This is a genomic window from Pseudomonas sp. UBA6699 (assembly GCF_002454615.1).
Taxonomy (GTDB): domain Bacteria; phylum Pseudomonadota; class Gammaproteobacteria; order Pseudomonadales; family Pseudomonadaceae; genus Aquipseudomonas; species Aquipseudomonas juntendi.
In genome coordinates this window covers 1-25,115 of record NZ_DKJF01000105.1, presented here as the reverse complement: position 1 = coordinate 25,115, position 25,115 = coordinate 1, and the positions used below count along the sequence as shown (strand labels likewise).

The 25,115-nt window shown below is 59.2% G+C and carries 19 protein-coding genes and 1 pseudogene; 6 read left to right on the top strand and 14 right to left on the bottom strand.

The window, feature by feature from the left end; all coding sequences use genetic code 11:
• Positions 1-7 precede the first annotated feature (7 nt).
• Genes B3361_RS20760 through B3361_RS20750 form a run of 3 tightly spaced genes read left to right on the top strand, consistent with a single transcriptional unit; the run spans position 8 to position 3,309 of the window.
• Positions 8-1,405 carry an integrating conjugative element protein gene (locus B3361_RS20760; protein ID WP_003821123.1) on the top strand — a complete coding sequence of 466 codons (1,398 nt, stop codon included), beginning with the start codon at positions 8-10 and terminating at the stop codon, positions 1,403-1,405.
• Positions 1,402-1,773 carry a hypothetical protein gene (locus B3361_RS20755; RefSeq protein ID WP_003821125.1) on the top strand — a complete coding sequence of 124 codons (372 nt, stop codon included), beginning with the start codon at positions 1,402-1,404 and terminating at the stop codon, positions 1,771-1,773. Before B3361_RS20760 ends, B3361_RS20755 begins: the two co-directional genes overlap by 4 nt.
• Before the next feature lie 15 nt (positions 1,774-1,788).
• On the top strand, positions 1,789-3,309 hold the full coding sequence (locus tag B3361_RS20750) for a conjugal transfer protein TraG N-terminal domain-containing protein (RefSeq protein ID WP_003821126.1): 1,521 nt from the start codon (positions 1,789-1,791) through the stop codon (positions 3,307-3,309).
• Positions 3,310-3,320: 11 nt separating this feature from the next.
• On the opposite strand, the gene B3361_RS20745 is transcribed toward B3361_RS20750, so the two are convergent.
• The 3 genes from B3361_RS20745 to B3361_RS20735 form a co-directional block, all read right to left on the bottom strand.
• The gene (locus tag B3361_RS20745) at positions 3,321-3,686 is read right to left on the bottom strand and encodes a DUF3742 family protein (RefSeq protein WP_003821127.1); all 366 of its coding nucleotides are present in this window, start codon (positions 3,684-3,686) and stop codon (positions 3,321-3,323) included.
• A gap of 84 nt (positions 3,687-3,770) precedes the next feature.
• The gene (locus B3361_RS20740) at positions 3,771-4,403 is read right to left on the bottom strand and encodes an RES family NAD+ phosphorylase (RefSeq protein WP_012614066.1); all 633 of its coding nucleotides are present in this window, start codon (positions 4,401-4,403) and stop codon (positions 3,771-3,773) included.
• A gap of 12 nt (positions 4,404-4,415) precedes the next feature.
• Positions 4,416-5,042, bottom strand: a complete 627-nt coding sequence (locus B3361_RS20735) for an integrase (protein WP_003821129.1) — start codon at positions 5,040-5,042, stop codon at positions 4,416-4,418.
• A gap of 316 nt (positions 5,043-5,358) precedes the next feature.
• Between B3361_RS20735 and mobH the strand changes: the two genes are divergently transcribed.
• Positions 5,359-7,230, top strand: coding sequence for a MobH family relaxase (gene mobH, locus B3361_RS20730; RefSeq protein ID WP_003821130.1), 1,872 nt, complete (start codon positions 5,359-5,361; stop codon positions 7,228-7,230).
• Between the two features lie 50 nt (positions 7,231-7,280).
• On the opposite strand, the gene kdsA is transcribed toward mobH, so the two are convergent.
• The 3 genes from kdsA to copM all read right to left on the bottom strand — a co-directional run bounded on the left by kdsA (position 7,281) and on the right by copM (position 9,297).
• Complete coding sequence (gene kdsA, locus B3361_RS20725; RefSeq protein WP_003821131.1) at positions 7,281-8,153, bottom strand: 3-deoxy-8-phosphooctulonate synthase; 873 nt, start codon at positions 8,151-8,153, stop codon at positions 7,281-7,283.
• A gap of 174 nt (positions 8,154-8,327) precedes the next feature.
• Complete coding sequence (locus B3361_RS20720; RefSeq protein WP_003821132.1) at positions 8,328-8,585, bottom strand: glutaredoxin family protein; 258 nt, start codon at positions 8,583-8,585, stop codon at positions 8,328-8,330.
• Between the two features lie 10 nt (positions 8,586-8,595).
• On the bottom strand, positions 8,596-9,297 hold the full coding sequence (copM, locus tag B3361_RS20715) for a CopM family metallochaperone (protein WP_003821133.1): 702 nt from the start codon (positions 9,295-9,297) through the stop codon (positions 8,596-8,598).
• Between the two features lie 180 nt (positions 9,298-9,477).
• Here copM and B3361_RS20710 point away from each other — a divergent pair, with 180 nt between their 5' ends.
• Positions 9,478-9,888 (top strand): hypothetical protein, encoded by a 411-nt coding sequence (locus B3361_RS20710; protein ID WP_012614065.1) that lies wholly within the window; start codon positions 9,478-9,480, stop codon positions 9,886-9,888.
• A 155-nt stretch (positions 9,889-10,043) separates the two neighbouring features.
• Here the strand turns inward: B3361_RS20710 and B3361_RS20705 are convergent, their stop codons facing one another.
• From B3361_RS20705 to B3361_RS20695, 3 genes and pseudogenes are all read right to left on the bottom strand, one after another.
• A complete protein-coding gene (locus B3361_RS20705; protein ID WP_003821135.1) occupies positions 10,044-10,739 on the bottom strand; it encodes a FadR/GntR family transcriptional regulator in 696 nt (231 codons plus the stop codon).
• Between the two features lie 104 nt (positions 10,740-10,843).
• Positions 10,844-12,577, bottom strand: a pseudogene (locus B3361_RS20700) (efflux RND transporter permease subunit); the annotation flags it as partial.
• Positions 12,574-13,806: an efflux RND transporter periplasmic adaptor subunit gene (locus B3361_RS20695; RefSeq protein ID WP_073661980.1), complete on the bottom strand. Its 1,233-nt coding sequence runs from the start codon at positions 13,804-13,806 to the stop codon at positions 12,574-12,576. The gene B3361_RS20695 and the pseudogene B3361_RS20700, both read right to left, overlap by 4 nt.
• A gap of 119 nt (positions 13,807-13,925) precedes the next feature.
• Between B3361_RS20695 and B3361_RS20690 the strand changes: the two genes are divergently transcribed.
• Positions 13,926-14,955 (top strand): IS630 family transposase gene (locus B3361_RS20690; protein ID WP_161789755.1). Its coding sequence is split into 2 segments (ribosomal slippage): positions 13,926-14,380 and positions 14,379-14,955, totalling 1,032 coding nucleotides; the frame shifts between segments, so codons are not numbered across the junction.
• A 230-nt stretch (positions 14,956-15,185) separates the two neighbouring features.
• Here B3361_RS20690 and B3361_RS20685 read toward each other — a convergent pair.
• From B3361_RS20685 to B3361_RS20665, 5 genes are all read right to left on the bottom strand, one after another.
• Entirely contained in the window at positions 15,186-18,626 is a 3,441-nt protein-coding gene (locus B3361_RS20685; RefSeq protein WP_073661981.1) for a molybdopterin-dependent oxidoreductase, read from the bottom strand.
• Between the two features lie 14 nt (positions 18,627-18,640).
• Entirely contained in the window at positions 18,641-19,771 is a 1,131-nt protein-coding gene (locus tag B3361_RS20680; protein ID WP_049285238.1) for an MFS transporter, read from the bottom strand.
• Between the two features lie 79 nt (positions 19,772-19,850).
• Positions 19,851-20,237 carry a MerR family transcriptional regulator gene (locus B3361_RS20675; RefSeq protein ID WP_015912830.1) on the bottom strand — a complete coding sequence of 129 codons (387 nt, stop codon included), beginning with the start codon at positions 20,235-20,237 and terminating at the stop codon, positions 19,851-19,853.
• Positions 20,238-20,286: 49 nt separating this feature from the next.
• Positions 20,287-21,792 (bottom strand): efflux transporter outer membrane subunit, encoded by a 1,506-nt coding sequence (locus B3361_RS20670; RefSeq protein WP_003821143.1) that lies wholly within the window; start codon positions 21,790-21,792, stop codon positions 20,287-20,289.
• Positions 21,793-21,812: 20 nt separating this feature from the next.
• A complete protein-coding gene (locus tag B3361_RS20665) occupies positions 21,813-24,989 on the bottom strand; it encodes an efflux RND transporter permease subunit (RefSeq protein ID WP_012614062.1) in 3,177 nt (1,058 codons plus the stop codon).
• Positions 24,990-25,115: the final 126 nt, after the last annotated feature.

Below are 25,115 nucleotides of genomic sequence, written 5' to 3'. Positions count from 1 at the left end.
GGGTGCCATGAAGTTCCGTCCTGCATTCAATCCGTTCTCCCGCCGGGTACGTCGCACGGAGATCGTCCTGGCACTGGCCGGCGCGCTCGCGCTGGGCAGCGGCGTGGCCTGGGGTCAACTGGGATACCAGACCAGCGGCAGCGTCATCGGCGATGACGTCATGTACTCGATCGGTGGCGGCAACGCCGTGTCGATGGGACGTGCAGCCGGCATGCGCTCCATCGGTGTCGGCGTGGGTTGGAACAGCAACTTGATCTGCGGCGACATGAGCATCCAGACCACGTTGAAGAACCAACTTAACGGCATTACCAACGGCTTCCAGCAAATCATGTCGTCGGTGATCCAGAGTGCCACCAGTGCGGTGGCATCGTTGCCCGCACTGATCATCCAGCGGGCCGATCCCGGTCTGTACAACCTGCTCACCAATGGCGTGCTGCAGGCGCGGCTGGATTTCGACCGCAGCAAGCTGACGTGCCGTGCCATGGCCGAGAAGATGGCCGAAACGGCGGGCGGCCAACTCGGCTGGAGCCAGATGGCCGAAGGGCTGGCGCTGCGCGATGCCGTGTCGAGCACGGATGCGGTCTCGGCCATCGAGCAGGCCGAGACGCGCCGCGGCAATGACGGCGTGCCGTGGGTCGGGGGCAGCAACGCGGGCGGCTCCGGCCAGCCCGCGATCAAGGTCGTCGGCGATGTCACCCGCGCTGGCTACAACCTGGTCAACGGCCGCGGCGTGACCGACACCTCGTCCATTGCGCCGGCCAGTTGCAGCAGTCTCTCGTGCCAGACCTGGACCTCGCCGCAGGCTGCCGTCGAGTGGGCCACGCGCGTGCTCGGCGAGAAGGAGCAGCGCACGTGCGATGCCTGCACCAAGACCGAGACGACGCCGGGCGTCGGGCTCACGCCGCTGATCCAGGAGGAGTACGACGCCAAGCTGCAGGCGCTCCAGGACCTGGTAACCAAGGCCAAGAACACGACGCCGGAGAACCTGCGCGAAGCTGGCAGTGCGTCGCTGCCGATCACGCGCGGCGTGATCGAGGCGCTGCGCGACGAGCCCGACCAGCACCTGCTGTCGCAGCGCCTCGCGTCCGAGGTCGCGCTGGCATCCGTGCTGGAGAAAGCGCTGCTGCTGCAGCGCACGCTGCTCACGGGCAAGAAGGAGCCCAACGTCGCGGCGAACGAACTTGCCGTGGAGGCGGTGAACCACGAGAGCGACACGCTCGACCGTGAGATTCGCAACCTCAAGACCGAACTGGAGCTGCGGCGCGAACTGGCGAACAACTCGCCCATGGCGATCATCCAGCGCCACGGCGCGCGCGCGGCCGGTTCGCGCGGCATCTACGAGGGCGATCCTGTGCCGGACCGTCTCGACCAGCTCCAGAAGGGCAATCCGGGGAGTCGGCCATGAGCCCGGCGCGCATGGCCTGGCGGCCGCTGCGCTGGTTGTTCAGCCGGCGCGCGGCGAAGACGCTGCTGTGGCTGGTGCTTATCGTTGCCGCCGCAGTGGGGGCGAACGTCGCGGGCATCAACCTGGTCGGCAGCGTTGCAGGCTGGGAACGGTGGCTGGCGGCCTCCGCAGGGTATTTCTTCATCTGGCGGCTGTGCGTGTACGCGGCAACGGCCTATGGATGGTTCTGGATGCGCCGCCGGGTGCTGGCCCGCGAAGACCAAAGCGGGACAGATGGGCAGGCGCGGCGCCGGCTGATCCGTACCGAGGTCGCCGGCGTCGTCGCCATCGTCGCGCTGGAAGCCAGCCTGTTGATGCAGGCCGCTTGAGGGGAGATCGGGGCCATGACGCTCTTCACGACCGACTATCTGGAGTACTACCTCACCCTCGTGTCCTGGATCGTCAACAACGGTATCTGGGCCGTGCTGGTGTCCAGCGGGGTGTTCGCGCTGCCTTTCGTCGCCATCGTCGTGCAGGAGTGGCTGAAGGCCCGCGCGGAAGGCGCTGACGAGGGCAACAAAGGCGTTCTGAGTGCCGCCCGTATCGAGAACCGGGTGTTCGTCGCGATCGTGGTGGTGATGTTCGCGGGCATTCCGTTCATCGACGTGGACCTCAGCACCATCCAGTACGACAGCTCGCGCTCGGCGCAGTGCCAGGTCAGCGTGCCGCAGCCCACGGAAACCGGCTGGTCGCAGTCCTTCAGCACCATCAACAACCAGTCGGCGAAGGTGCCGGTCTGGTGGGCTTTCATGCACGCGCTCTCGCGCGCCGTCACGAGCGCCTCGGTAGCGGCGATCCCGTGCGGTACGGACCTGCGGCAGATGAGGATGGAGATCGACGCGACCCGCATTGACGACCCGGTACTGGCTCAGGAGGTCGCGGACTTCTCGCGGGATTGCTATGGGCCTGCGCGGGCCAAATTGTTCATGCAGCGCCCGGATCTCGATGAGCAGCAGATGCACGACGTAACCTGGATCGGCTCGCGCTTTTTCACGGACACGGGTGGCTACTACGACAGCTACCGCTCCAGCACGGCGCGCGAGGCATGGCCCTATGACGACACCCGCGATGCAGGCCTCGCGCAGGTTGCCAATGGTGGCGGCTACCCGACCTGCAGGCAGTGGTGGTCAGACGGCAGCAACGGCCTGCGCGCGCGGCTGCTGGGGCAAGTGGACCCGACCCTGCTGAATCGCCTGGCGGGCTGGGCCGGGTTCCTCAGCCGGGCCGAGGTGGACGATTCGGTGATCCGCGCCATCGCGTCACCGCGGCAGCAGAAACTGAACCAGGGCAGCGTCTATACGGACTACGGCGGCCAGATCGACAAGACCCTGCCGAACATCGTGACGCGCGCCACGGGCGACGTGGGGATGGCAGTCGGCGCGATTGCCGCGTTTCCTGCCATGGATGTCGTGCGCCAATCCCTGCCCATGATCCTCGCCTTACTGAAGATGGCGCTGGTCATCTGCATCCCGCTCGTGCTGGTTGTGGGCACCTACGACCTGAAGACGGTCGTCACCGTCAGCGTCGTGCAGTTCGCGCTGTTCTTCACGGACTTCTGGTTCCAGCTCGCACGCTGGATCGATTCAACGATTCTGGACGCGCTTTATGGCTGGGGCTTTGGCTGGAACCGGCCGCACACCAACTTTGACCCGCTGGTAGGGTTGAACAACGCCTTCGGCGACATGCTCCTGATGTTCGTCATGGGCACGATGTTCCTGGTTCTGCCGGGATTCTGGCTGGCGAGCCTTACCTGGGTTGGGATTCGGGCCGGGCACGTCATCCAGGGACTTTCCGATGGCAGCAAGAGCGCCGGCCAAGCTGGCGGCAAGGGTGCCGGGGCGCTCACCGGAGGAAAACTGAAATAGCGCGAGGCCGGTCAGTCGTCGGTGTACAACTCGTGCGACGTGTCGTTGTACAGGTTGGGATCGTAGCCCGGCGTCTTGCGCAGCTCGGTGAGGTCGGTGAAAGGCCACTCGTCCTCATCCGAAGTATTTGCAGCAGCAGCCCATCCCGCCGCCGCAACGCCCAGCATCACGAGTGCAAACCAAAACGCAACGTAGAGCAGCACCCCCAGTACAGCCAGCTTGGCTACCCACACGAGCGCGGTAGCGCCAGCTCGCGGCATGCCCTTGGACACCAACCAGTTCGACGCCCGCCGTTCGCGTCGCGCATAGGCACGCCATCCGCGGCCAAAGGCGCGGCCGAGGCGTTCTGCGGTGCTGGTGCGGGTCGTCGTGTTCATGGTCGTCTCCTGCTGTTGAGGAATGCCTATTCCAGTTTGCTCCACTTCATTCGGTTTGCGGCTTCAATGTGTTTTCTTGCTGCTTCAGGACGCTTCGTCATCCGGCCCCACCGGGCCGGGGTCGGGTTCAACGCCGATGCGGTAGGTAACAACGAAACGCGGCCAGTCCACATGGTCCACCAGGTCGATGTCCTCGATGACGCCAACCTTCGCTCCCGCACGCTCGAACAGGGCGATGCTCTTGGCGGGATAGTTGTTGCGCGACGGATAGAGCACCCCGTCGAACAGCGCCTGGCCATCATCTCCGAGCATCGCATGCACCTGGGCGGACACCCGCTGCGTGTGCGTGTAGTCGCGGCTGGCCAACTGCTCCAGGTTCAGGCCGAAGTAGCCCGCCATGACGCCCTGCGCCGTGAGATCGGCCAGAAACACGTCGTCCATCACGCCTACTGCGCGCACCATCCGGGCTTGGACTTCTTTCAGCGCGATCGAGCGTTGCGTGTCCGCAAGCCACTGGTGCTTGTGAAACACCGACTCCATCAGCGCCGTGGGCAGGTCGCGCCCCAGGTAGAGCACGCCGTAGGCCCCCGCTGGGTCATCGTAGCGATTCGTGCTGCTGCGGCCATAGTACAGCGGGCTGCCCCGATAGACGACGCGGCTCACATGCTGGAGCAGTTCACCGGCATCGATCAGGAACGAAGGCAGCTCGTGGCTCATGGCGGTCTCGCTTCAATGCACCTGGACGCCCAGCACGTTGAACACGGCCTCGGCCACGTCATCGATCGTGCCATGCGTCACCGCATCCACGGGCGAGCGACCACCCAGGCCTTCGAGGGGTTCGGACAGCGCGCGGTAGATCGTCCAGTGGTCGATGCCCTCGACCTCCTGGAGCACGGTTTGGGTCAACTGCTGCTTCACCGGGTCGAGCTGCCAGTCGGGCAGCTTCTGGCCGCGCGGCCCCACGTTCAGCGCCAGCAGCCGACGGGCGAGGATGTCCTTGTAGATTTGCTGGCGCGACTTGTCCGCCAGCTTGGCGAACTCGGCAGGCGGCAGGTTGTCCGGCTGGTTGAAGGCTTCCAGCAGCAAGGCGCGGCCTCGCTGGACATCGGTTTCAGCCGGTGTCCAGCGCGTGTCGGAGCGCAACGCGGCCGCCTTGCGCTGCAAGGCCTGCGCCACCGTTTCACCTTCCAGGTTGGCGGGCAGCGTCACCGCCTCCACGCGCTCGTGGATGAACGCCTGCAACTCAGCCGCGAACGCCGGTGCATCCCGGATTTCGACGGTATCGGCGAAGCGTCGCACATCCTCCACCGTGACTCGCGGCAGCCGGTCGGCAATGAATTCGATCGCAGTGGGCATGGTCAGCTCCCAGGTAGGTTTGAGACAGGATTCACTCTAGTCTCCTTTGTCGCATTTGTCAACTTAGTCGCCCGGGTGGGAGCCTACCTGGCGGTGTAGCGCCCCGGCAGCATAGGCCGGGGCCCAGCGCCAGGTCGCCGTCTAATCCATTCGTGCGGGTTCCGCATTGACGCTGGAGCCGCAGCCCAGGCCCCGCTATACCGAAACGGTTAAAGGCCAAAGGGTCGAAACGGCAAGGGAATGGGGTGCAAGGGGAAAGGCCCTACCTTGAAAAGGCCAAAAGGCCTCCCGCCCGGCCCGCCATCAGGACACCGACATGCTCTCCCTGTTCCAGCGAAAACGGCCCCCGGTCGCTGCCGCGCCGTCGCCAGCACCCGCCACCGACCTCCCGAAAGGGTTGATGCGGCCGGAGTCGGCCGCATCGTTGCTCGCCACCCCGCGCCGGCAGAAGCTGCTGGAACACATCTGGCAGCGCACCTCGCTTTCGCGCAAGCAGTTCGCCTCCCTGTACCGCGCGCCGCTGGAGCGCTACGCCGAGCTGGTCCAGGCCTTCCCGGCTTCCGAAGCGCATCACCATGCCTACCCGGGCGGCATGCTCGACCATGGCCTCGAAATCGTCGCCTACAGCCTAAAGCTGCGGCAGTCCCATCTGCTGCCCATCGGGGCCAGCCCCGAAGACCAGGCGGCGCAGGCCGAAGCCTGGACTGCGGCCGTCGCCTATGCCGCACTGCTCCATGACATCGGCAAGGTGGCCGTCGATCTGCACGTCGAGCTGGCCGACGGCAGCACCTGGCACCCATGGCACGGCCCGCTGCGCCAACCGTACCGCTTCCGCTACCGCGACGACCGCGAGTACCGGCTTCATAGCGCCGCGACAGGCTTGCTGTACCAGCAATTGCTCAATCGCGATCTGCTGGACTGGCTCAGTGGCTATCCATCCTTGTGGGCGCCGCTGCTCTACGTCTTGGCTGGGCAGTACGAGCACGCCGGGGTTCTGGGCGAGCTTGTCGTGCAGGCCGACCGCGCCTCCGTCGCCCAGGAGCTGGGCGGCGATCCCGCGCGCGCCATGGCCGCGCCCAAGCACTCGCTCCAACGCAAGCTGGTCAACGGGCTGCGCTACCTGCTCAAGGAAGAGCTGAAACTGAACCAGCCGGAGGCCTCCGATGGCTGGCTCACCGAGGACGCGCTGTGGCTGGTGAGCAAGACAGTCTCGGACAAGCTGCGCGCGCACCTGCTGTCCCAGGGGGTCGATGGCATCCCCGCGAACAACACGGCCGTGTTCAACGTGCTACAGGATCATGCCATGTTGCAGCCCACCGCCTCCGGCAAGGCCATCTGGCGCGCAACTATTACCAGTGAGAGTGGCTGGTCCCATGCCTTCACGCTCCTGCGCCTGGCCCCGGCGCTGATCTGGGAGCCCTCGGAGCGACCCAGCCCATTTGCGGGAACCGTGACCGTGGACAACGCCGGCGAGGCCGAGGACGGGCCGCGCCCGTCCGCACCCGACGCTGCATTGCTACCTGGAGCAGCGGTGGCAACGGAGAAGGAGCCCGCAGCAAGCAGCCGTCCAGATCAGTCGGGCGGAAGTCACGCCATACCTCCCAGCACGCAGCGCAATCCGGCCGACCCACTGGAAAGCATGCTGGCGATGTTCGAGACAACGCCTGAGCCGGAGCAGTCCGTCGAAGCCCCGCCAGAGGGTGCCGACGATGCAGCGGTGCCGCTCGACCCTCCCGCATCGGCCCCAGGTCCTTCGGCGCCGACCGCCGCGCCTGCGCCGCACGATTTCGCCTCATTTACCGGGCGGCCATCGGGCGAGCATTTCATGGCCTGGCTGAAACAGGCCGTCCAGACCCGCAAGCTCATCATCAATGACGCCAAGGCCCTGGTACATACCGTGTCCGACACGGTTTACCTGATCAGCCCTGGTGTTTTCCAGCGCTACGCACAAGAGCATCCAACCATTGGGCCGCTTGCGAAGGACGCGGCCCTGCAGGACTGGCAGTGGGTGCAGAAGCGCTTTGAAAAACTCGGACTCCACAGGAAACAGCCATCGGGTCTGAACATCAGGACGTGCGAGGTCATGGGACCGCGCAAAACGCGCCAGGTGCATGGCTATTTGCTCGAAGACCCATCGCACATATTCGATGCCGTTCCACCGAACAATCCTTATCTGTCGCTCAAATAGCCGACTAAGAGGGGAAGTGCCACACGTTCTGTTTGAACGGGTGGCAAGCTTCAGTCGATCCGAAGAGGCTCGAACGACTTGACGAGTTGGTCCACCGCCTTGACCTGCCGCAGCAGCGGTTCGAGCGTGTCCAGTGGCAGAGCGCTGGGTCCGTCACAACGTGCATGCGCCGGGTCGGCGTGTGCTTCGAGGAACAAACCGCCAATGCCGACCGCCATGCCGGCCCGCGCGAGTTCGGGCAACTGTTGGCGACGCCCACCCGAAGCCAACGCATCCGCTTCTCGCCGCTGCAGGCTATGGGTTACGTCGAACACCAGTGGCAGGCCACTGCTGGCAACGCTCATTTCGCGGAAGCCCAACATGTCCACGACGAGATTGTCGTAGCCGAACTGCGTGCCACGCTCGCACAGCAGGACGCGCGGGTTGCCAGCCTCGTGCAGTTTGTGGACGACATGCCTGATCTGGCCCGGGCTGAGGAACTGCGGCTTCTTGACATTCACTACCCGACCGGTGCGGGCAATGGCGGCCACCAGATCGGTCTGCCGGGCCAGGAAGGCCGGAACTTGCAGTACGTCGGCAACGGCAGCGACCTGCATGGCCTGCTCAACCTCATGCACGTCGGTCAAGACTGGGCATCCGAACCGCGACTTGACCGCATCGAGGACCCGCAGCCCTTCCTCCAGGCCGACACCTCGGAAAGAATGGATCGACGAGCGATTGGCCTTGTCGAACGACGCCTTGAAAACGAAGGGTATCCCCAGCTTGCGCGTCACCTCCGCGAAGTGCTCAGCCGCAGCCAGGGTCGTATCGAGATCCTCGATGACGTTGATGCCGCCGAACAGCACGAACGGCAGGTCGTTGGCGACTGTGATGCCCTCGGAAATGGCGACGTGCAGGGAGGTGGCTGATGATGTCGATCGCATAAAAATTCCTCTCGTGATGTCAACGACCGCAGGCGAAAGCGCCGAGCGTCGTCGGCGAAGAATGCCTCACGGTCTTGAGCTTTGCGTGCAGACGCGTCCACAACAGCGCTTACAGGGTCCGACCGGGGTCCGCACCGGCGACTCCGCCCGTGACCACGGTCTTCCTTCAGCGGCTCACTGAAGACCGAGCGCCTTCATCAGCCTCGGCTTCTGGCTCGCGAAGGTGCCATAGAAGACCTCGTCGCCGACGATCGTGATCGGGGCCACGCGCACGCCGGTTCGTGACTTGGCCTCCGCGGAAATCTTCGGGTCGGTCAGGTCGCGCTCTTCAAACGCGATGCCCTGCTGGGACAACCACTCCTTTAGTGCCCGGCAGTCCGGGCAAGTTGGAGTGCTATAGATGAGGATGCGCGGGGTGTTGGCTTGGTTCATGGTCGTGCCTTCACTTGCCCCGAGCGACAAGCCAACTCTTCATCATGGCGATCTCGCCTTCCTGCGCGGAGATGACCTCCTGAGCCAACTTGCGGACCTCCGGGTTCTTGCCGTACTGCAGCGCCACCTTGGCCATGTCGATCGCACCCTGGTGGTGCGGGATCATGCCGCGCATGAAGTCCACATCGGCGTCGCCGCTGAAGTCGATCATCATGTCCGCATGCATGCGGTCGTTGCCGGCACGGTAGGCGGCCGTCGAGGCATCGCCCGAGCTGCCGGCCGCCGCCTGCTGGCCGTTGTCGCCCAGCCACTTGTTCATCATGGCGATCTCGCCTTCCTGCACGGTGATGACCTCCTGGGCCAGCTTGTGAACCTCCGGGTCCTTGCCGTACTGCAGCGCCACCTTGGCCATGTCGATCGCGCCCTGGTGGTGCGGGATCATGCCACGCATGAAATCGACGTCGGCGTTGCCAGTGAACTGCGCTCCCATCCCGGCGTGCATCTGGTCGTTCACGGCGCGATACGCGGTCGTGGAAGGACTGTCATTGGCCGAGGCGCTGGAGGGCATCGCGTGCCCTTGGTGACCTCCGCCCGCACTGGCCTGCATCGCTTCACCCGACGGGACGACCACCTTCTTCTGGACGGCCATCAGGCCGGCGGCGACCACGACGGCGCCCGCAATGAACAAGAGGCTGAACTTGTTGACCTTCATGAAAAAACTCCTTGAATGAGGTTGATGGGTTCACTGTAGGGCCTCCCATTGTTGGAAGGTCAAGCCCTTATTTCGCCCGTCACTTGGCGCTGCACGGCGGTGTGCCCATGCCCATTTCAGTTGCAAGTAATTCTCAACAAAGGTAGGATGTTAGGACGTTAATAGCGAGAGTCCAGGATCATGTCCCAGCAACCGAAAGTTCACGACACCAGCGATTTCCCCATCGTCCGCTTCGACGGCGCAAGCATCTACAACGGATACAGCAGCGCCTGGTGCGCGGAAATGGATGAACTCGTCGCCTGCGGAAAGCCCTTCGTGCTTATCTACGTCGCGGGAGGGCCAGAAGAGACTCTCGACGATCGCGCTCAGCGCGGCGTCTGGCTGAAGACTCACAAGGAGACGCTTGGCGGCACATTGCTCGCGCTCATCCACGTCGAACCGGATTCGGATAAGCGAGCCCAGTTGGAGGCCATGCTGCCAAAGCTCGTCCAGGCTTTCGGTACACCGCAGTCCACCCGGGCCACCCACGCCGATGCCGAGGCGCTGGCCCGGTATGTCCTGGCGGGTGGTCGCGTCGAAGATTCGATATGAACAGCACCGTCCGGTCGCTGTAGCGCACCAAGGGCCTATCCATGAGGACCGGCTACCGCGTGCTCTCCGGGAAACAACCCGCGTTCCGATCAACGGGGCCGGCGACCGGCTGCTCGATGGAAAGCGGCATTGCCAGCGCGGGAGTCGCGCTCGGATCAACCCGATTTCTCAAGTGCCGCAATCAGCGGAGCGACCACGTTCCGCACAGCCGCCGCAGCTGCTTCTCCATCCTGGCGCTCGATAGCATCCACGATCGCCTCATGGGTCGCGAGACCCGGCTCGGGCAGTTCCTTGTCCTTCAGCGCAGTCAGCGTGTTCATGCGGACCGAGTTCGCGAAGTAGCGGTACAGCTCAGCCAGCGCGCCGTTGCCGCACATCCCGGCGATCGCGCAGTGGAAAGCCGTATCGGCCTCGGCAAAGGCCGCGCTCGATGCGTGTTGCTCCTGCTCGCCGCGGGCCTTCAACAGTCGGCGCAGCAGCCCAACGTCCGCCTTGGACCGATGCACCGCGGCCAACCTGGCCGCCTCGGTTTCCAGCATGCAGCGCAACGCGAAGTGCTCTCGCAAGCCGGAACGCCCGACACGGCGCATGACCTCGGCCGGATCGATATTGGTTCGCACGTAGGTGCCATCACCCTGGCGGACTTCCAGGACCTGGCCGTGCGAGAGCACGCGAATGGCTTCCCGCACCGTGTTGCGGCCAACCTCCAGCATCTCGGCCAGTTCCTGCTCCCTGGGGATGCGCTCGCCGACCTTCCAGGCGCCTCCCTCGATCTGGCCGCGGATCAGCTCAATCGTCGAATCGACGAGCGAACGCCGCGGCGCCTGTGGGAGTGTGAAGCGGTTATTCATCGCGGTTCTCAAATGACGTAGAGACGGGAGCCCATCGGACCTCGATTGTAGCAACTCAGGCCTTATACATAGGATGATTCTATGTATTTGACAAAAGAGCAATATTTATCCTGAGCAGGCACAAAACCACCAGGAACCTGTTTGAAGCCCAGGAAGGTCAGTGCCAGAAAACCAGCATACAGAATGAGTACAATTGTACTTCCGCGAACGATACGTCGAATCGTCCCAACATAGGAATTCGACAGGCTATCAAAGAAACGGTTAAAACGACGGAAAAAAGATCCGAAAAAACGATCCATTACACGAGTCAACAAATCTTGCTTCTCTATACCTTGATGTGGTTTCAGTAGTACGGAAGCTAATGCCGGAGACAATGTTAAGGAGTTGATAGCCGATAAAATCGTTGAGATAGCAATCGTCAATGCAAATTGACGATAGAATTCGCCCTGAAGCCCCGAGAGGAATGCTGATGGAATAAACACAGCTGCCAGTACTGAGGTAATAGCCAGAATTGGCCCCGTTACCTCGTCCATTGCTTTTCTTGCGGCGTCTTTTGGTGAGAGTCCTTTTGCAATATGGCGCTCAACGTTCTCAACCACAACGATTGCATCATCAACAACAATACCAATTGAAAGAACCAGACCAAATAAAGATAGCGTATTGAGTGAGAACCCAAATACATCCATTAATGCAAACGTACCCACTAATGAAATAGGCACTGCGATCAATGGGATGATTGATGCTCTCCATGTTTGCAAAAATAGCATCACGACCAGCACAACTAATATTGTGGCCTCTAATAAAGTCGTCGTGACAGATTTCAGGGAAGCACTAACAAACACGGTCGGATCATAAGCGATACTGTACTGAATACCTTCCGGAAACCTTACTTTCAGGCGTTCCATTGTTGACCTTACCGATGCAGACACCTCAAGTGCATTGGCGCCCGGGGTCATAACAATCTGCATACCCACTGCATTTTTATTATTTAGTAAACTCCTCATGGAGTAGTTATCTGAACCGAGTTCAAGACGAGCCACATCACGCAAGCGCGTAATTTGTCCGTCATCTCCGGTTTTAATAACTATATCGCCGAACTGTTCCTCAGTAGTTAGGCGCCCTAAGGCATTCACAGTGACCTGGAATGATGACGATGCATTAGGTTGCTGTCCGACAGAGCCAGCCGCTACCTGAACGTTTTGTTCTTTAATCGCAGCAGTGACATCACTTGATGTTAACCCTCTGGAAGCCACTTTATTAGGATCTAACCATACTCGCATGGCATATTCCCCTTCACCTCCCAGCGCTATGCTTGCGACACCTGGTAAGCGTGAAAGCTCATCACGTACGTTTAACATTGCATAGTTAGAAACATAAAGTGGATCATAACGCTCATCAGGAGAGAACAAATGCACCACCATAAGAATATCCGGCGAGGTTTTTTCAGTCACAACCCCTATTTGCTGGACTTCCGTTGGTAGCCGAGGCAAAGCCCGTGATACCCGATTCTGAACCTGAATTTGCGCAATATCGGGGTCAGTTCCCTGTCTGAAAGAGATGGTTAAAATCATTCGGCCGTCAGAAGCAGTTTGAGAACTCATGTAAAGCATGCCTTCAACCCCATTGATGGCTTGCTCAAGCGGGGCGGCAACAGTATCTGCTATTACATTGGGGTTTGCTCCGGGGTAGCTTGCCGTTACCTGAACGGTTGGCGGTGTTACGGACGGATATTCACTGAGAGGAAGTTGAAAAAACGCTAAAGAACCCGCTATCAGCATAAAAACTGATAAGACAATTGCAAATATGGGGCGCTGGATGAAGAAATGAGGAAATTTCATTTACTACCTCCCTCATTTTTGCCATTCGATTTTTTAGATGCACCTTCAGGCTGCCTCTCAGGTACGCTCAACAGCGTTTGCATCGATACGATGTCTGGCGTAACGGCCATCCCCGGTCGTACGAGCCCTTTTATGATAATTTTTTCCCCGGCCTTCAGACCGTCGCTGATAACACGTAATCCATCGACCATTGGCCCCAACACTATCGGGCGATACTGCGCCTTATTATTGGCATCAACAACAAGGACATACTTATTGCCCTGATCTGTGCCTACGGCTTGATCGTTTACCAAAATTACTTTTTGCTCACTACCAGTGCCTAACTGAACTCTGGCAAATGCTCCAGGAGTAAGAAGACCATCAGCATTCGGGATAATAGCCCGGACACGAACAGTGCCGGTATTACGATCAATTTGGTTGCCAACAAAATCAAGCGCCCCCCCGTGCGGATACCCCTTCTCATTTGCCAGACCTATATGTACGGGTAATTTTTCGTTGCTACGTCCGACAACATCAGGCCGAGCCTTACTGACAGTATTGAGATATGTCGCTTCATCAATATCAAAATAAACATATAAAGGGTCGGACGAAACGATTGTTGTCAATAGAGTCGCGGCCCCCCCCTGGCTGCTGCTAACCAAGTTACCTTCAGTTACTAAAATCCGATCGATACGGCCATCAATTGGCGCAGTCACACGCGAGTATGACAAATCCAGCTTTGCTGCTTCGACTGCAGCCTTCGATACCTGAACCTGTGCAACGCGGGCATTTTTCTCAGAAGATGCATCATCATAGTCTTTACGCGAAACAGCACCTCCGTTTACCAGACGGCTAATACGCTCGTAATTGCGGCTTGCCTGGAACGCCTGAGCTTCTGCCTGTCGTAATTGCGCTTGTGCACTATCAAGCACAACCTGGTAGGGCCGCGGATCGATTTGAAATAACATCTGTCCTTTCTGAACCAGACTTCCCTCCGGCACCGTAACAGATTCGATTGCCCCTCCTACCCTGGGGCGTAGCTCCACTGTTTTAATAGCCGCTAAAGAACCGGTAAATTCAGCAGAAGGTATAATATTCCGTGATACGGCAACAGCCACGGGTACCTGTGGACCTGCAGGCGCATTTGCAGTTTTTTTTTGCGTTTCGCTTGCATCATCATTTGCAAGTACCACTTCTGTATTGGCTGTCACTGCAACTGCCATCAGCAATATCCCAACTTTCATTTTCATCATAACGATCCTTTCATTCACCAAAACTCTTCGGCCAGTCCGAAGTTGGCGTCTGTAGTAATACCAATTGTCTTAAAAGTTTGATCTAATAGTGGTATTCATATTCGAGTGATTTTGATATGCATACAGCCGACGACTTTAAACAATTAGCAAAGCAAACCTCCAACGGGCAACTGCGAACCCGCTATCTAGCTTTGTATCATTTCAAGAATGGGGAAACACGAACCCAGATAGCAACTTACCTTGGGGTTGCCAGAGGCAGTGTTAATACCTGGGTATCCAACTATCTGGCGCACGGACTTGAAGGTCTGCAATCCAAACCTAGTCCGGGTAGACCCTGTCAGCTCTCCGTCTCCCAGCGAGAACAGATCGCACATTTTATCAAAGAAAATGCGGTTAAAAAGGAGGGGGGGCGTTTGATTGCACAGGATGTACGACAATACATTAGCGACACCTTCCAAATCGATTATCAGTTGCGAAACGTATACCGCATCATGGATGCGCTCGGTTTCAGTTGGATAACCAGTCGCTCTAAACACCCTAAACAATCACAACAAACCCAGGACACTTTTAAAAAATTTCCTGCTGGAAACGATCCTTCACACTCCCGGTCATCTTCCTCTGGATCGCGTTGACGTCTGGTTTCAAGACGAAGCACGATTCGGTCAGCAAAATCAGACGTCCAGAATATGGGCAGCCAAGGGCAGCAGGCCAAGAGTAGTAAAGCAACAGCAATTCGATTATGGCTATGTCTTTGGGGCGGTGTGTCCGAGCAATGGTAATACTCAGGCGCTTATCAGCCCTCTTGTGAATAAAGAGGTGATGAAGCAGCATCTGAAATTAATAAGTGAAGCGACAGAGCCTGGGCGTCATGCCGTTGTTGTAATGGATGGCGCGGGCTGGCATACGATCGATACGGCCAGCCCATTTACCAATGTCAGTCTGTTAAAACTCCCACCTTATTCTCCGGAGCTGAACCCGATGGAGCAAGTATGGCAATGGTTACGGCAACGTTGCTTATCAAACCGCGTATTTCGAGGTTACGAAGAAATAGTGGAACAGGTCTCTCGCGCTTGGAATACATTCATTGCGGATGTTGAACGAGTCAAAAATCTCTGTTGGAGAGAGTGGATAAAGTTGGTCAATTAATTAATGCAATTGGTATAATTTCTTACAGGCTAAAGCTTGTAGTAACTGGAAGGTCAAGGGGGAGGATGATAAAAACTTAGAAAGATCGCACTGATAAAATTGATTAAATCGGCTATTGAGGTGAATTCGTACAAAAAATTGAAAATTGTTTAAAACATAATGTTATTCATAGAAAAAATCAGGCCACTGAAATGGCCTGATGTAAAGGATGCTAATAGCTAGTACTTACCTCAAGCATCAATCGTGATATCACCGGCAGGAATGCACTGACATGTCAAACATGCCCCCTCATCAGAGGGCTCCACACCATTCAGATGCTGTACGTTCCCTGCAATCACCCTAGTTGAACAGCTTTCACATTGTCCAACACGACAACCACTAGGCATTTGAATCCCAAGCTTTTCCCCAAAATTAAGTAGAGTACCTTTATCCGTGGTCCAAATCTCTGTTCTTCCTGATTTTGCAAAAATGACTTTATGACGTAATGAGGGATCATTATTTATTTTTGCTGGAGAACGAAATATCTCGTAGAAAATAGCAAATGCAGGTACACCTCTCTCCTGAAGCCCTCGCGATATCGCATCCATCATAGGCTGCGGACCACACATGTAATAACGAGCATTATTCTCAATAAGATATGCCTCGACATCTCCCGCACCAACGTAACCAGCTCTATCATAATCCAATCCTGGAATATCACAGTCGAGGGGCTGATTGTAGATATTAATTACTTTAAGCCTGTCAATAGACGCATTTAGCTCCGCAATTCTTTTCTTAAACGCATGTAGCCTACTATTTTGATTAGCATAGAAAAGCCAGATCTCCGGACCTTCCGCTTGGGGGTTAATAGACTCCAGATAGGAAATGAATGGAGTAATTCCAATACCGCCAGCAAAGATTACGACAGGCTGGACGGCATTGAGCGGGACAATGAAATTCCCCCCAGGAGGGGTAAGTTCAACATCCTTGCCTATCTGCAAATGCGTGTTTATGTAGGATGACATTATTCCTTCAACATACTCACCTTTCTCATCAGTCGCTTTCTGATGACGGACAGAAATGGAATAGGTTTTACGGTCATGAACAAACGCAGGGCCTGTCAGCGAATACGCCCGGGTAACGATCTCTTCAGAATCGCTCATCGGACAACAGCTAACAGTGATATGCTGGCCCGGTTCATAATCAGGTAAGTAGCCTTCACTGTTCGATTGGAAGGTAATTGTCGTAACATTATCTGCTTCTTTTTTCAGTTCAATGACTTTGAATGTTTTACGACCTTCCCAGGGGCGCCTTATCAGCTCAAAATCATTCAAGCGGCGAATGCGGCAGCGGAATGAACGCAAAGGTAAAGCACCGCTGACTGGATCATAGCTATCACCGCTGATTAAACTATTGTAATTGCTACTGTACTCACCTTTAACCGGGTATGAAGGTTTGCCAAAATCAGGACAAGCCTGCCACCACCCAAACTCAGCAATTACAGTTTCATGAGAGAGTTTGGCTTCCACTTTTGCTCTAAATCGAGCAAGACCTGCTCTCGTTTCAATTTCTACCCAATCCCCCGTCTTGATACCTTCTTCGTCAGCCAGAGTTGCCGAAATGTCTACCGTTGGATAAGGTGCTTTTTTTCGTAGGCTAGTCAGGCTTCGATGTTGGCTATGACAGAAGAATCCGCTTTTAACGGATGTCAGCATTAATGGATAATCAGGATCGTTGCGCTGGTATTCTTGCGGCTGTACATACTCAGGTAAAGGATTGTAACCATAGTGATGAAGGATCTCAGAGTAAAACTCTGCACGTTTTGTTTCTGTATTGAAACCTGCCAGATATCCACTATTTGGGTCTCTGAAAGCATATTTTCTGACTTTATGCTCAAGCGGGATATCGTAACCTTCTGGCTTATTTCTGAGCATCTCAACAGTCAAACCTAATGGTTCTAGTTGATAATTCCAGGCTGCCTCAATATTGCCGTCGAAGAACGCTTCATTCATTCCTAACCGGCATGCAAGATCGAAAACAATCTCAAGGTCGGAACGGCTTTCACCGCGCGGAGAGACCATTTTTTTTCTCAACTGAATGTGGTCCTGAGCAGCAGCACTACTTTCAAACCCGGTTCTTAGGCCTTCGCGCTCCCAGGCAGTGTTAACTGGCAGAAGGATATCAGCATACTTTGATGTAGGCGTTTCAAACAAATCTACATGGGCATAAAACTCAAGCGCCTCAAGCGCCTGTTGTCCGAGAGAAGTATCACTTTGTGAAAGTAATATGTTGGCACCAAAGCCAATTAACCCGCGAATTTTATAGGGTGTACCTTCTAATACTGAATGCCAGATATCCTGAGAATGAACCCAACCTTGTGAAGGCGGCCCGATAGGCCTTTCTTCAAGGCCTAATGCTTTATCCCATTGTGATTTAGGCATCAATGTCGGTGAATTAACCACATTTACCGGGTGGCTGGCATAGATTCGATTACATCCTTCCTGATCGAAACAACCGGTTAAAGCATACAGTGTCGCAATCGCACGTTCTGTTTGGGTGGCATTAGTGTGTTGAGCCACTCCAGACCAACTGTGGTAGGCGATTTTCTTGGCCCCGGCAATCAAACTCGCAGCGGCTTCAATTGACGCAACAGATACCCCGGTGATACGGCTTACGTTTTCTGGGTCATAATTAGCCAACATATCTTTAAAAGATGAAAACGCCGTTTGGCAGGAAATTTTTGCACCATCAGCTATTGCGACTTCAACATTGCCCTCAAGTGCAGCTGTAGGCATCAGCGTTTCTTCAGTTCGAGTCTCGGAATCGATAAATGTGACTTGCTGGTTGTGTTCGTCCCAAACTGTATAGCGATTACTGATGGCAAGTGGGTTAATATCTTTTTCCCGAAGAAAATAACCATTATCATTTCGAACCAACAAAGGACCATTAGTCCAGTTTCGAACAAACTCATGATTAAACAGGTTTCGTTCTACCAGGAGATGGCTTAACCCCAAAGCTAATGCACCGTCAGTTCCAGGATTGACATCAAGCCAGGCATTTGCTTCTTTCGCTAAGGGTGTCGGGCGAGGATCCACGACAATCAGTTTTGCGCCGTTATTTCGACCAGTACCAATCGCACTAGCCTGGGCAAGCCAAGTATTCGCGGGGTTATGCCCCCAAAGAAGAATAAGATCGGCATGGGAATAATCAGCAACAGGAATGCCGCAGCCAAAGGTCCATCGATGTGCAACGTCTTTATGCCAGTTACATATCTCAGTTCCATAGCTGGTATTTGGGCTGCCATAGATACGAACAAATCGCTCTAACCATTCAATTGCATCACTGAGGGGGGTACCGCTTGGGCTCGTAAAGCCGAAAGCGACAGATTCAGCTCCATCCTCTCGTTTAAATTTTTCCAGTTGTCCGGCTATCGTTGACATAGCCTCTTCCCAACTTATACGTTGCCAGCCCGGATCCTCTGCACCTTTAGGATGAGTTCTCTTCATCGGGTACAGAATTCTATTTGCGCTGTCCACCAGCTCAGGTGCCGCTTTCCCCTTCATACACATGGCCTTACCATTAGGGTGTTCAGGGTTAGCCCGTACCTTGATCAGGTGGTCATTTGCTACTTCACTCAGCGTCCCACACCGCGAACGGCAAAGTGTGCAATATCCGGGAATAATATCTGACATTGGAAACCTCACTACTAAAAACAGTTAATATTCTTTAAAATTGCCGACGGCCTGTGCTTCGTTGCGCGCGACATGCGATTTTCCACCACGGCCGCCGTGGCGGCGAAGACGAAGAAGTCGTTCATGCCCTGCGCCTTGCCCCGCTCGGCCGGGGTGTGGCAGTCGGTGACCATCGCCGTGGCGCCGATGAAACTCAAATTCCAGCCGATGCCCAACAGCGCCAGCGAGCCCCAGAAGTGGGACAGGCCGAGCCCGCCCAGGGCCACCACCCCGGAGGCGGCGAGCAGCACCATGCCGACGGCGGTCACGCGCTCCTTGCCGTAGCGCACCATCAGTCGCCCGGTGAAGAAGCTCGGCCCGAACATCGCCAGCAGGTGCCACTGTATTCCTAGGGCGGCGTTGTCCACCGAATGCCCGTGGTTGACCATCGCCACCGGCGCGGCCGTCATCACGAACGCCATCACCCCATAGGACACCACGCCCGCAGCCACGGCCAGCAGATAGCGCGGCATCGCCAAGAGCTGCAGCACCGTCCGACCGCTATCGGCGACTGCTTCGGCCTGGGTCTGGCTCGGCGTGCGCAGCATCAGCAGGATCGGCAAGGCGATCAGCGGCAGCAGCGCCTGGCTGAGGAAGCTGCCAACGTAGGGCGTGCCCGCTACCGCATCGCGCGTGAAGATCACCAACTGCGGCCCGATGATGGCGCCCGCGAGACCGCCCACCATGACCCAGGAAATGGCCTTGGCCTTAAGCGCGTCCTCGGCGGTGTCGGCGGCTGCGAAGCGGTAGCTCTGCACATACGCGCCGTAGAAGCCCGCCAGGAAGGTGCCGGCGCAGAAGATCCAGAACGAGGCCAGCATGATGCCCAACGCGGCGATCAGGCCCGAGGCCACGCCGAAGCCGACCCCCACCACGTATCCGTTGCGGCGGCCATGGTGCCGCATGATGAAGGCGGCAGGCAAGGTGCCGATGGCAAGACCCAGGCCGAACAGACTCACGGGCAAGGTGATCCAGGCCGAATTCTTGGCAAGCTGCTGGCCGACCAGCCCACCCAGCGACATCACGATGGGCGCGCTGGCGCCGCCGAGCGCCTGCGCGGCGGTGAGAACGCCGATGTTTCGGCGCGTGATGCTCTGGTCGGTCATGGGCGTCTTTCTTATTCGTTTGTCTGGCCGGAAATATTACACGCATGAATATATATTCAGTTATATGGACATGCGATGCTCACGAACCATCGCGAGCCGGTCCATCCTCGGAAGCCCCGGCGGAAGCAGCACCGTGCAGGGCCAATGCGAGCAGGTGCTCTTTCACCTGGATCAGTTGCTCCATGCGTTCCTCAACACAGGCGAGATGGCCTTGGACAGCCTGCCTTAGCAGCTCAGGTTCCAGGAACCCCTCATGTGCCCAACCCAGTAGGCGGCGCACGTCATCCAGGCCGATTCCCGAGGCACGGTAGTTGCGAATCAGGTGAAGCCGTTCGACATGGGCCGGGCCATAGCGCCGATAGTTGTTGCGTGACCGCTCCGGGGCTTGCAACAGGCCCTCCCGCTCGTAGAACCGAATGTTCTCCGGGGGGGTGCCCGTCAAGCGCGCAAGTTCACCGATCCTCATCCGGTTCTCCGTGCGCAACGATGGGGAACGCCGCCGTTGCGCATAGCCCTTATCCCGGCGACCGGGCGGATGGTTGCCCGGTGGCGCCCGATTGCACCGTGTGCTCAGTCCAGCCGCCACCCAGCGCCTTGTAGAGGTGGATGAGGTTGTTCAGCCGCGTCAGGCGCGTGCGCACCAGGGTCTGCTGCGCACCGTACTGTGTGCGTTGCGCATCGAGCAAGGTGAGGTTGTCGTCCACGCCTTCCTGGAAGCGTTGCTCGGCTAGTTGGTAGGCTTTCTGGCTAGCCGCTACCAGGAGCTGCTCCGAGCGGATCTGCTCATCAAGCGTGCGCTTGCCCGCCAAGCCGTCAGCCACCTCAGCAAAGGCCGCCTGGATAGACTTCTCGTAGTTGGCGATTTCGATCCTCTTTTGTACCTGTGCCACGTCCAGATTGGCTCGCAACGCGCCGCCGCGGAAGATGGGCAGCGTGATCTGCGGCAGGAAGCTCCAGGCCCGCGAGCCCGAATCGAACAGGCCGTCCAGCGAAGCGCTGGCCGTGCCCGCCGAGCCCGTGAGGCTAATCGTCGGGAAGAACGCGGCCCGCGCCGCGCCGATGTTGGCGTTGGCGCCGATCAGCATCTGCTCGGCGGCGCGGATGTCCGGCCGACGCGCGAGCAGTTCGGACGGCAGGCCGCTCGGCAGGTCGGTCGGCACGATGTCGTCCGGCAGCGCCACGGCCTCGTCAAGCTGCCGGGACAGCTCCGGCGTCAGCGGCTGGCCCAGCAGCAGCACCAGCGCGTTGCGGTCCTTGGCCGCCTGCCGCGTGTAGGCGGCGCGGTTGGCCTCGGCGGTGCGCAGCGCGATCTCCGCGCGGCGCAGGTCGAGCTGCGTGGAATTTCCCGCTTCCACCAGTTGGGTGGTCAGGTCATAGGAGCGCTTCTGTGTGGCGAGGGTGTCGCTCGTCAGGCGCAGCAGTTCCTGGTCGGCGCGCAGCGTGAGGTAGGCGCTGGCCACCTCGGACACCAGGCTCATCTGCGTGGCGATGCGGGTCTCGTCGAGGGCCAGGTAGGACGCCAGCGCCCGGTCGTTGAGGCTGCGGATGCGGCCCCACAGGTCCAGCTCCCAGGCGGCCGTCACCCCGGCCACGTCGTAGCGCCGGAGCACGTCGCTTTGCCCCGTGGTACTGAGGTCGGCCGGTACGCGCTCTGACGCGCCGCGGGCGGAAACGCCCAGGTTCGGCAGCATCTCGGCACGCTGGATACGGTACAGCGCCTGAGCCGCCTCCACGTTGAGCGCGGCTTTGTGCATGTCGCGGTTGTTCTCCAGCGAAATGCCGATCAACTGCTGCAGCAGCGGGTCGCGGAAGAAGTCCCGCCAACCGATCTCGGCCGTGATCGCGTCGTCGGGCGTCGCGGCCGCCAGTTCCACATAGGCCGCGCCCGAGGGATAGGCCGTGTCGATCGGCGCTGCGGGCCGGTCATACTTCGGTGCCATGGAGCAGCCAGCCAGCGCCGCCGCGAGGGCGAGCGGCGCCAGCGTCCTGGCGGGTCGTGTGAATGCGAAAGATGTTTTCATGTCGTATGTCCTCCTGGCCGTCATGCGTGCTGGTCGGTCATGCCGCCACGGGCATGGCGCGCTTCGCGGCGCAGCGCCAGCTTGCGCACCACAACGTAGAACACCGGCGTCAGCACCAGGCCGAATACCGTCACGCCCAGCATGCCGGCGAACACCGCGATGCCCATGGCGTGGCGCATCTCGGCGCCCGCACCGCTGGCCAGCACCAGCGGCACCACGCCAGCGATGAAGGCGAACGACGTCATCAAGATCGGGCGCAGCCGCAAGCGCGCGGCTTCGAGCACGGCTGCCAGCGGATCGGCCCCTTCGCTTTCCTTCGCGCGGGCGAACTCCACGATCAGGATCGCGTTCTTGGCAGCCAGGCCGACCAGCACCACGAAACCGATCTGCGTGAAGATGTTGTTGTCGCCCCCAGAGAGCCAGACGCCGGCGATCGCCGAGAGCAGCGCCATGGGTGCAATCAGCAGCACAGCGAACGGCAGCGACCAACTGTTGTACTGGGCCGCCAGGAACAGGAAGGCGAGCAGCACCGCCAGCGCGAAGATGTAGATCGCCGTGTTGCCAACCCGTTTTTCCTGGAAAGTCAGGTCCGTCCATTCGTAGGTCATACCGTCCGGCAGCGATTCGCTCACGATCTTCTCAATCGCGGCGGTGGCCTGGCCGGACGAGTAGCCCGGCGCTGGCCCGCCGCTGATGTCGGCCGAGGGAAAGCCGTTGTAATGCATCACCCGGTCGGGGCCGGAACTGCGCTCGATGGTCGCGATCGCGCTCAGCGGGATCATGTCGCCCGCTGCATTGCGCACCTTGAGCATGCCTATGTCCTCAGCCTGCATGCGGAACTGCGCATCGGCCTGGGCCATGACCCGGTAGGTGCGACCGAAGCGGTTGAAGTCGTTGACGTAGAGCGAGCCAAGGTTGACCTGCAGGGTGTCGAACACCTCGGTCAGCGATACGCCCTGCGACTTGGCCTTCACCCGGTCGATGTCCACCTGCAACTGCGGCGCATTGGTCTGGAAGCTGGCGAGCATGTTCGCCAGCTCGGGCGCCTGCATGGCCTTGCCCATGATCTGGCCCTGTGCCTGCGCAAGCGCCTCGGGACCCAGGCCCGCCCGGTCCTCGATCTGCAGCTTGAAGCCGCCCATCGAACCCAGGCCCGGCACCGGCGGCGGCGGGAAGATGCCAACGAAGCCGTCCGGGATCTGGCTGAACTTGCCCATGAGCTTGCCCTGGATGGCGAAGGCCGACAGCGACGGGTCCTTGCGCTCATCGAAGGGCTTGAGCATGGCGAACATCAGCGCGGTGTTCGGCTGGTTCACCGGTCCATTGACCGACAGGCCCGGGAAGGCCACCACGCTCTCGACGCCCGGCTCAGCCAGTGCGATCTTGGTCATCTCCTTGACGACCGCCTCGGTGCGATCCAGCGAGGCGCCGGTCGGAAGCTGGGCGATGCCCACGAGATAGTACTTGTCCTGGGCCGGCACGAAGCCCGCAGGCACCTTGTGGAAGCCCAGCCAGGTCAGGCCCAGGAAGCCGACGTAGAGCAGCAGCACGATGGCGCTGCCGCGCACCGCGCGGCGCACGCCCCCGACGTAGGAATTCGAGGCGCGATCGAAGAAGCGGTTGAAGCGGCGGAAGAAGCCGCCGAACACGCCGTCGATGATGCGCGTGAGACGATCGGGCTTGGCCGCGCCGTGGTGCGGCTTGAGCAGGATGGCGGCCAGCGCTGGCGACAGCGTAAGCGAGTTGATCGCCGACAGGATGGTCGAGAACGCGATGGTCAGCGCGAACTGGCGATAGAACTCGCCCTGCAGCCCCGACAGGAACGCCGAGGGGATGAAGACCGCTGCCAGCACCGAGGTGATGGCCAGGATCGGGCCAGTCACTTCATCCATCGCCTTGCGCGCCGCATCCTTGGGCGATTCGCCCAGCGCCATGTGGCGCTCCACGTTCTCCACCACCACGATGGCGTCATCCACCACGATGCCGATGGAGAGCACGAGGCCAAACAGCGACAGCGTGTTCAGCGAGAAGCCGAACATGTGCATCACCGCGAACGTGCCGACCAGCGAGACCGGCACGGCGATCAGTGGAATGATCGACGCGCGCCAAGATTGCAGGAACAGCACCACCACGATCACCACCAGGAGGATGGCCTCCAGCAGCGTGACGGCGACGGACTGGAGCGAGGCGCGCACGAAGACTGTGGGGTCGTAGGCGATCTTGTACTCGATGCCTTCGGGGAACTTGGCCTGCAGCCGCTCCATCGTCGCGCGCACCGCGCTGGACGTGTCCAGGGCATTGGAGCCGGGCGTCATCAGGATTTGCAGGCCGACCGCGTTCTCGCCGTCGAGCTGGCCGCGCATGGTGTAGTTGTCCGAGCCCAGTTCCAGGCGTGCGACGTCGCGCAGGCGGGTCACCTGGCCGTTGGCGCCGGCCTTGATCACGATGTCGCCGAACTGCTCTTCGGTGGTCAGGCGCCCCAGCGCATTGACGCTGACCTGGAAGGCGGCCGACGCATTCGGCTGCTGGCCGATCGAGCCGGCTGCGACCTGCACGTTCTGCTCGCGGATGGCGGCGACCACATCGCTGGCGGTCATGCCCCGCGATGCGACCTTCTCGGGGTCGAGCCAGACGCGCATTGCGTACTCGCCTTCACCGCCGATGATCACGTTGGCGATGCCCGGCAGGCGCGCCAGTTCGTCGCGCACGTTGAGCATCGCGTAGTTGGACACGTACAGCGGGTCGTAGCGGTCCCCCGGCGAGAGCATATGCACCACCATGAGAATATCGGGCGCGGTCTTGTCGGTGACCACGCCGATGCGCTGGACCTCGGGCGGCAACCGGGGCAGCGCGCGTGAGACGCGGTTCTGCACCTGGATCTGCGCGACGTCGGGGTCGATGTGCTGCTCGAACGAGATGGTCAGCACCATCCGCCCGTCCGTGGACATCTGGGACTGCATGTACATCATGCCTTCCACGCCGTTGACCGCCTGCTCCAGCGGCGATGCCACGGTGTCGGCGATCACCTGCGGGTTGGCGCCGGGATAGCTGGCGGTGACCTGCACCGTCGGCGGCGTGACCTGGGGGTACTCGCTCAGGGGGAGCTGGAAATAGCTGATCGCGCCCGCGATCAGCATCAGCACCGACAGGACGATGGCGAAGATCGGCCGGTTGATGAAGAAGCGGGGGAAATTCATTTGCGGGCCTCCGCCGAGCCGGCCGCGCCGTCAGCCTTGGCGGGGTCCGCGCCACCGGCCTTGGCAGGCGCCGCAGCGGGAGCCGGAGCGTTTGCCGCAGCCTTGGTCGAGATCGGAAGAGCGATT